Genomic DNA, 7,349 nt, shown 5'->3' with positions numbered 1-7,349 from the left:
CGGAGAGGAAGATGCCCTGGTGATTTTCGGTGCGACGGTTCCATTCTGACCGGGCCGGTTTCCACGAAATCCGGCGTGATGAATTCATAGGCACTCGCCACAGGCAGAAAGACGTACTTGTCGAAGTAATAGTTGAAGCGGAAGATCCGCCGGTTCATCCCCTCCCAGGGGTCGAAGGCGTCGATGGGGTAGGTTTCGCCTTCCCTGAGCACCTCGCTGGCCGGGTATTTGGGGGGGGATTTCCGGCTCGGGTTTTACGGGCGCGGCGGCGCAGCCCACCACGGCCGCCAGGCAGGCCAGCAGCAGACCCCGGTGGACCAATCGGTATAGCGATTCCCCTTAATTCCGAAAGAACTCAAGCATATAATTCGTGACGGCCTCGTGGGTCAGGTTGCCGCAGTGCCCCCCGGTGGGGTAGATCTGCGCATGCGGGCCGAAGAGCGCTTCCAGATACGCGAGTTCACCGGGCGCCAGGATCAGGTCGTCGGCATTGGTGAGCAGGGCGATCTTGCCGGAGCGGGCGAGGTAGTCCTCGACGGGCTTGAGGCTGGACTGCGCGATCAGCGCATCGCGGGTCAGCCCCGGGTCCCGCGCGTGGAAAAAGGGGTAGAAAAGATCGTTGAAGTAGTCGTTGAAGCTGATGCGGTTGGTGACCTTTTGATACTCGGTCAGCGAGTCATAGGCGGAAAACCGCCGGCTGGCGGGCACCACCAGCCCGGCGCGGGTCATCACGTCGGCGGTGAAGACCATGTTGGAGGAGGAGAGCCGAAAGGTGATGCCGATCAAGGCCGCCAGGGTAGTTTGCTTTTCTCAGAGGATGGCGACTTTGACCAGGCCAAGACCATCGAAGATCAGAACTCAGGCGCCGAAACAGAGCAGAATGGTTGCGGGGAATGAGAAAGGCCTCCATGCGTTTATGTTATTCTATCATCAGACGGAAAAGGATCACAGGGTCAGTGCCGAAGCAGTTGAGCTTTTTTCGATGACGGGCAATTTTCCCAGCGTCCCGATTTCGCGATGGGGGCTGGCGGTTGATGATCCGGCCGCCCCGCCTGACCATCGGTTAAAGTTTTTGGCTTTGGTTGAACTTGAGTGAAAGGACAAGCTTGTGGGGGATACTGAAATCGGATCGGACGGCGCAGCACCGCACGGCGATCAGAAGTTTTCCGGCTCGGCCGGCGCCTGCGGCACCCGTGCGGAACGGCTGAAGGCCCATTTTTGCAGGATTTCAAACACCTGTTCGCGCTTGATCGGTTTGGTGATGTAGTCGTCCATGCCTGCCGCCAGGCACATCTCGCGGTCACCCTGCATGGCGTTGGCGGTCATGGCGATGATCGGCACCGCGTCAAAGCCTTTTTCACGGATGACGCGGGTGGCCTGCAGGCCGTCCCACTGGGGCATCTGGATGTCCATCAGGATGAGGTCGAAGCGCTCGGGGCTTTGGGTGAAGCGCGCCACGGCCTCGCGCCCGTCCCCGGCCGCTTCCACCCGGTAGCCGGCCTTGGTCAGCATGAGGGTGGCCAGCCGCTGGTTGACGGGGTTGTCTTCGGCCAGCAGGATCCGGGTCGAATGCTTGATATCCTCGCGCAGCGAATACTGGGTGACGATTTCCGATCGGCCGTCCCCCTCCCGGGGGGCACCCGCAGAGGCCTGCTGCCCCAGGAGCCGTTCAATCATCTGAAAGAGCTTCTGGCGCCGGATGGGTTTGCTCAAAAACCCGTTGAAGCCCACCCGTTCGCACGTCTTGGCATCCCGCTCCATCAGCGATGAAAGGGCCATCAGGGGCGTGCGGTCGATGGGGCTTTCGGCCTGGCGCACCGCAGCGGCCACATCATAGCCGCTCATGGCGGGCATCTGAATGTCGGAAATACACAGATCAAACGGCCGGCCGGACGCCAGGGCGCGCCGCAGGGCGGGCACGACCTCCCGCCCTTGGCGGAGGGCCGCAACCTGCATCCCGGCGTCCTCCAGGGTCTGGGCGAGGATCTCCAGGTTGGTCTGGTTGTCGTCCACCACCAGCACGCGGGTTCCCGGCAGCGAGGCCGGCCGCACCTCTTGGCGCACCCGCCCTTCGGCCTTGGCGAACCAGGCGGTGAAATGGAAAGTGCTGCCGGGGCCGCCGGGGCCCTGGCGCCCGCCGCGACCCGCAGCCCTCAGGGTGCTGAAGTCCGCCGGGCTCTGGACCCAAATATCGCCCTGCATCAGGGAGGCGATCTGCTTGCAGATCGAGAGCCCCAGGCCGGTGCCGCCGTATTTGCGGGTGGTGGAGCCGTCCGCCTGTTGAAAGGGGGAAAAGATCAGCTCCTGTTTGGCGTGCGGGATGCCGATGCCGGTATCCCGCACGGTGACGTGCAGCTTGACCCGCCGGGCTTCCTCCTTTTCCACGGCCAGGGCGATTTCGATCTCGCCCGCATCGGTGAATTTGGGCGCATTGCCCACGAGATTGGTCAGGACCTGGCGAAAACGCAGCGGGTCGCCCGTGAGGGTGGCAGGCAGGTTGGGATCGATATGGCACAGAATTTCCAGAGGCTTGGTCCCCACCCGGGGCCGGATCAGATCGCAGACGTCATAGGCCGCAAGTTCGGGATCGAAGGCGATCTCCTCCATGACCATCTCGCCGGCCTCGATTTTCGAGAAATCCAGGATGTCGTTGATCAGGGACAGTAGGGCCTCGCCGCTGCGCTTGATGGTGGTGGCATACTCCTGCTGATTCTGGTCCAGGGGGCTGTCCAGGAGCATATCGGTAAAGCCGATCACCCCGTTTAGCGGGGTCCTGATCTCGTGGCTCATGTTGGCCAGAAACTCGCTTTTGGCGAGGTTGCCGATCTCGGCCTGGATGGCCATTTCGTTGGCGCGCGCGATGGCATCCTCCAACTGCTGGTTGACATCCACCAGTTCCTGATTGACCGCTTCGGTGCGGTCGTTGGCCGCCCGCAGCTCGGCCTCGACCCGCTTGCGCTCGGCGATCTGCTGGTGAAGCTCGCGGTTCTTCTGATCGACGATCTCTTCCCGCTTGCCGGCCTCCTCCAGGTAAGTCTGCAGGACCATGTTCTGGGTCTTGATGCGAAACAGGCTGCCGATGAGCCACAGGATCCCCAGCGAGACCCCCCCGATGATCAAGAAAATCCACCCGGGGCCGCCGGCGCCAAAACCGGCTGCCACCGGAATGACGGTCAAGAGCAAGGGGACGTAGCCGACCAGCACTAGGCAGGCCAGGATGATGGCCAGGTTTTCTTTTTTCCGCAAGAGGTTCCAGAGGGCGCGCATCGATCTCACCGTCTAGCGCCGGGGCCCGCGTTCGCCGCAGCGGCGAGCGCGGGGGCCGGCATGGTTGGGTGGGATATCGGACGAAGGCGCGCAAAAATTTAGCGCCGCGCGGCCGGCAGAGCGGCCCGGGCGCGCAGCGCAAAGGAGGGGGATATCGGGCAAGAAGCGGCGCAAACCGCGAGGGCTGCCGCGTCCGGGGACCGGCCGGCGGCGCCCGGCCGGTCCCCGGACGCGGGACATCCGGCCGACGGGCCGCGGCGGGATTGCGGGTTGCAGCTGATGGCCGCTTGCGGTTCAGAGGCCCCGGAGCACCATCAGATGTCGTAGTAGAGGAAGAACTCGTGCGGATGGGGCCGGAGTTTGACGGGGTTGACCTCGCTTTCGGTCTTGTACTCGATCCATTTGCGAATAGCGTCCTCGGTGAAGACGTCCCCCTTGAGCAGGAATTCGTTGTCATCGGCCAGGGCCTCGAGGGCCGCGTCCAGGGAGCCGGGAGCCGACGGAATCTCGGCCAGCTCTTCGGGGGGCAGGTCGTAGATGTTCTTGTCCAGGGGCTGGCCCGGATCGATCTTGTTCTCGATGCCGTCGATGACCGCCATCAGGATCGCGGAGAAGGCCAGATAGCCGTTGCATGAGGGGTCCGGGGTGCGGAACTCGATGCGCTTGGCCTTGGGCGAGGAGGAGTACATCGGGATGCGGATCGCGGCGCTGCGGTTGCGGCTGGAGTAGGCCAGGTTGACCGGCGCCTCGAAGCCCGGCACCAGGCGCTTGTAGGAGTTGGTGGTGGGGTTGGTGAAGGCGCAGAGGGCCCGGCAGTGCTTGAGGATGCCGCCGATGGCGTAGAGCGCCTCCTGGGAGACGCCGGCGTATTTGTCGCCGGCGAAAAGGGTTTTTCCATCCTTCCAGATGCTGACGTGGGTGTGCATGCCCGAGCCGTTGTCCTCGAACAGCGGCTTGGGCATGAAGGTCACCGTGTGGCCGCTGCGGTAGGCGACGTTTTTAAGGACGTACTTGAACCACACCAGCTGATCCCCCATCTGCAGGAGCGGTTTGAAGCGCATGTCGATTTCGGCCTGGCCGGCGGTGGCGACCTCGTGATGCTGGCACTCGATGTCGATGCCCAGCTGCTCGAGGGTCAGCATCATCTCGGTGCGCAGGTCCTGAAACTTGTCCATGGGCGGCACCGGGAAATACCCTTCCTTGTGGCGGGGCTTGTAGCCCAGGTTGGGCATCTCGTCGCGGCCGCTGTTCCAGACGCCCTCCTCGGAATCGATCTCGTAAAAGGCCCCGTTGGAGGCCGATTCGAAGCGCACGTCGTCGAAGATGAAAAACTCGGCCTCGGGGCCGATGAATGCCGTGTCGCCGATGCCGGAATTTTTCAGAAAGGCCTCGGCCTTCTGGGCGATGTAGCGGGGATCGCGAGAGTAGGGCTCCTTGGTCAGGGGGTCGACGATATTGCCGATCATGACCAGCGTAGGCGCCTCGAAAAAGGGGTCCATCTTGGCGGTGGCCGAGTCGGGCACCACCAGCATGTCGCTGGCGTTGATCGGCTGCCAGCCGCGGATGCTGGAGCCGTCGAAGCCGAAGCCGTCTTCGAAGGAGGACTCCTCCAGTTCGTGCAGCGGCACGCTGAAGTGCTGCCAGACGCCGGGGAAATCCATGAAGCGGATGTCAACCACCTTGACGTTCTTCTCCTGGGCCATTTCCAACACCTGTTTCGGGGTCATGTCTTTTTTTCCTCCATTGGTTATGTTGGGATTAACGTGATGATATTGCCTTTTGATTTAAAAAACGGGGGCTTAAAAAAAGCCCAGGCTTCCCGCCACCGCCCGCTCCGGGGGCGCGGCCGTGGCTAAATGGCATCGGTGCCCTTTTCTCCGGTGCGGACCCTTACGGCCCCTTCGATGGGCAGGATGAAGATCTTACCGTCGCCCAGTTTGCCGGTGTTGGCGGACTTGCGGATGGCCTCGACCACCTCCGGCACGCGAGCGGCTTCCACCACGATCTCGATCTTGATCTTGGGTATGAAATCCACCACATACTCGGCGCCGCGGTATATTTCCTTGTGGCCTTTCTGGCGGCCGTAGCCTTTGACCTCCGAAATGGTCATACCCTGGATGCCAACCTCGTTGAGCGCCTCCTTGACGTCGTCGAGCTTGAAGGGCTTGATGATGGCCTCGATCTTTTTCATTGCACACTCTCCTTTTCACCTTTTATTGTAAGGACGAATCGCTTTTGCCAAGCTCAGGCTGCGCGGCGCCGTCAGGCGGGCCACAGCGGCCACCGCTTTTCTTCACATCTGAATTTCAAACGCCCTTTCCCCGTGGAGGGAATTGTCCAGCCCGGAGACTTCGGTCTCCGGCGCCACCCGCAGCCCGCCGGTCAGCAGCTTGGTCAGGTAGACGACCACCAGGGTCGCCAGGGCCGTGTAGGCCGCCGTGGCGACGATGGAGACCGCCTGGATCCACAGCTGCCCGGGGTTGCCGTAGAGCAGGCCGCGGCCCGCCGCGTTGACCGCCGGGTTGGCGAAAATACCGGTTGCCAGCGCGCCCCACAACCCGCACATGCCGTGCACCCCGAAGGCGTCCAGGGAATCGTCATAGCCCAGGCGGGGCTTGAGTTTGGCGACACACAGGTAGCCCAGCAGGCCGGCCACCAGCCCGATGACCAGCGAGGCGGAGAGGTCCACGAAGCCCGCTGCGGGGGTGATGGCCACCAGCCCGGCCACGATCCCCGAGGCGATTCCCAGCACCGTCGGCTTGCGCGTGGCCCACCACTCGGCGAACATCCACGCCAGGGCCCCCATGGCAGCCGAGGTGTTGGTGACCAGAAAGGCCGAGCCCGCCACCCCGTCGGCCGCCAGCTGGCTGCCGGCGTTGAAACCGAACCAGCCAAACCACAGGAGCGCGGCCCCCAGGGCGGTCAGGGTGATGCTGGAGGGAAACATCGCCTCCTTGCCGTACCCGATGCGCTTGCCCAGCACCAGCGCCAGCACCAACCCGGCCACGCCGGCGTTGATGTGCACCACGTTGCCGCCGGCGAAATCAAGTGCCCCCATTTCCCCCATCCAGCCGCCGCCCCACACCCAGTGGGCGATGGGCGCATAGACCAGGGTGACCCAGAGCAGGGCGAAGACCGCCCAGGAGGAGAATTTCATCCGGTCGACGATCGCCCCCAGCACCAAGGCCACGGTGATGGCGGCAAACGTCATTTGAAACAGGACGAAAACAAAGGTCGGAATGGTCCCGGAAAGATCGTCGACGCCGATCCCCCCGAGAAACAGGTGGTCCAGACCGCCGATCAGACCGCCGACATCCGGCCCGAAGGCCAGGCTGTATCCCCAGACCACCCAGGCCACGCTGGCGATGCAATAGGCCACCAGGGTCATGGCGAAAGTGTTCAGCAGGTTCTTGTAGCGCGACATGCCCCCGTAAAAGAGTGCCAGCCCGGCGGGCGTCATCATCATCACCAGGGCGGTGGCGACGATCACCCAGGCGGTGTCGCCCGCGTTGAGGGTCTCTTCTGCCGCCACGGCCGTGGCAACGGGCCACAGGGTCATCGCCAACGCACCCAGCACAAGTCGGATCTTCATCAATTTTTCTCCCTTTTGAATGCACCGGCCATATTTTCAGCAGCGGCAATCGCGGTCGACCCGCATCCTCCGTTCTGATCGCTGCCCGCCAGCACCTGGATAATGTTCTTGCGGATTTCCGCCAGCCGCTCGGGGTCGTCCACCTTTTGACCGTCAAAGTCGCGCACATAGAAAACGTCCACCACCTGGTCCACCTGGGTCGCGATTTTGGCCACCCAGATGTCCAGCCCGCACTTCACCAAACAGTTGGTGATGCTGAAGAGCAGCCCCGGGAAGTCATAGGCATAGACCTCGACGATGGTGAAAAAACTGGAGCTCTGGTTGTCCACCCGCACCTCCACCGGCCGGTCGGTGATGGGCTGGCCAACGTAGCGGCAGGCGGCCATTTTCTCCTTGAGCGCCGCCGCCAGGTCCAGGCTACCGCCGAGTGCGGCCCTCAGGTGGCCCGCGGCACGCTCCCAGCGCTCGGCTTCAAAGAGCTGGTCGGGCG

General features: G+C 63.2%; 8 protein-coding genes. 1 reads left to right on the top strand and 7 read right to left on the bottom strand.

Annotated features, from left to right (window positions below; all coding sequences use genetic code 11):
* Together LJE63_08730 and LJE63_08725 are read right to left on the bottom strand one after the other, a co-directional pair.
* A partial coding sequence (locus LJE63_08730) for a VacJ family lipoprotein (GenBank protein ID MCG6906697.1) occupies positions 1-212 on the bottom strand: 212 nt, incomplete at its 3' end.
* 127 nt (positions 213-339) lie between these two features.
* Positions 340-786, bottom strand: coding sequence for a hypothetical protein (locus tag LJE63_08725; protein ID MCG6906696.1), 447 nt, complete (start codon positions 784-786; stop codon positions 340-342).
* Here LJE63_08725 and LJE63_08720 point away from each other — a divergent pair.
* Entirely contained in the window at positions 773-1,096 is a 324-nt protein-coding gene (locus LJE63_08720) for a hypothetical protein (GenBank protein MCG6906695.1), read from the top strand. The two genes, LJE63_08725 and LJE63_08720, sit on opposite strands and share 14 nt — an antisense overlap.
* A 59-nt stretch (positions 1,097-1,155) precedes the next feature.
* Here the strand turns inward: LJE63_08720 and LJE63_08715 are convergent, their stop codons facing one another.
* The 5 genes from LJE63_08715 to LJE63_08695 form a co-directional block, all read right to left on the bottom strand.
* Positions 1,156-3,267, bottom strand: a complete 2,112-nt coding sequence (locus LJE63_08715) for a response regulator (GenBank protein ID MCG6906694.1) — start codon at positions 3,265-3,267, stop codon at positions 1,156-1,158.
* Positions 3,268-3,581: 314 nt separating this feature from the next.
* Entirely contained in the window at positions 3,582-4,994 is a 1,413-nt protein-coding gene (gene glnA, locus LJE63_08710) for a type I glutamate--ammonia ligase (GenBank protein ID MCG6906693.1), read from the bottom strand.
* Between the two features lie 125 nt (positions 4,995-5,119).
* A complete protein-coding gene (locus tag LJE63_08705; GenBank protein ID MCG6906692.1) occupies positions 5,120-5,458 on the bottom strand; it encodes a P-II family nitrogen regulator in 339 nt (112 codons plus the stop codon).
* A 102-nt stretch (positions 5,459-5,560) separates the two neighbouring features.
* On the bottom strand, positions 5,561-6,859 hold the full coding sequence (locus LJE63_08700) for an ammonium transporter (protein MCG6906691.1): 1,299 nt from the start codon (positions 6,857-6,859) through the stop codon (positions 5,561-5,563).
* Positions 6,859-7,349 (bottom strand): hypothetical protein (locus tag LJE63_08695; protein MCG6906690.1); only part of this gene is annotated, 491 nt, incomplete at its 5' end. The genes LJE63_08695 and LJE63_08700, both read right to left, overlap by 1 nt.

It is taken from the genome of Desulfobacteraceae bacterium (genome assembly GCA_022340425.1).
GTDB lineage: Bacteria > Desulfobacterota > Desulfobacteria > Desulfobacterales > JAABRJ01 > JAABRJ01.
This window is presented reverse-complemented; position numbering and strand designations above follow the sequence as displayed.